General features: G+C 27.1%; 1 pseudogene. It reads right to left on the reverse strand.

What is annotated here, in order from left to right:
* Window positions 1-203, reverse strand: a pseudogene (locus V7164_RS14100) (GNAT family N-acetyltransferase); the annotation flags it as partial.
* Between the last annotated feature and the right edge of the window lie 89 nt (window positions 204-292).

The following is a 292-nucleotide window of genomic DNA, read 5'->3' on the forward strand; positions in this document are numbered from 1 at the left end:
ATTTTATTATTAGCTATCGCTACATAAAATTGATTCAAAACAAACATATGAGCAAAAGCTTTTGCAATTTTATTTTTATCCTTTGAAAAAAAAACGAGCCATTGTGAGAACCCTTCTGAAAATATTTCAGACATTTGTTTCCTCACATCAAAATCTACTTTATCTGCTTTCAAAATAGTAAATTTATAATTTTCAGATTCCATATATTATATTACTCCTTTTTAATGAATGATATATGTTCATTATTATAATCCTATTCCACAATCTGGCCCGTTTGAGGAACAGTGGTAAA

It is taken from the genome of Bacillus sp. JJ1474 (assembly GCF_036965225.1).
Classification (GTDB): Bacteria; Bacillota; Bacilli; order Bacillales; family Cytobacillaceae; genus Cytobacillus.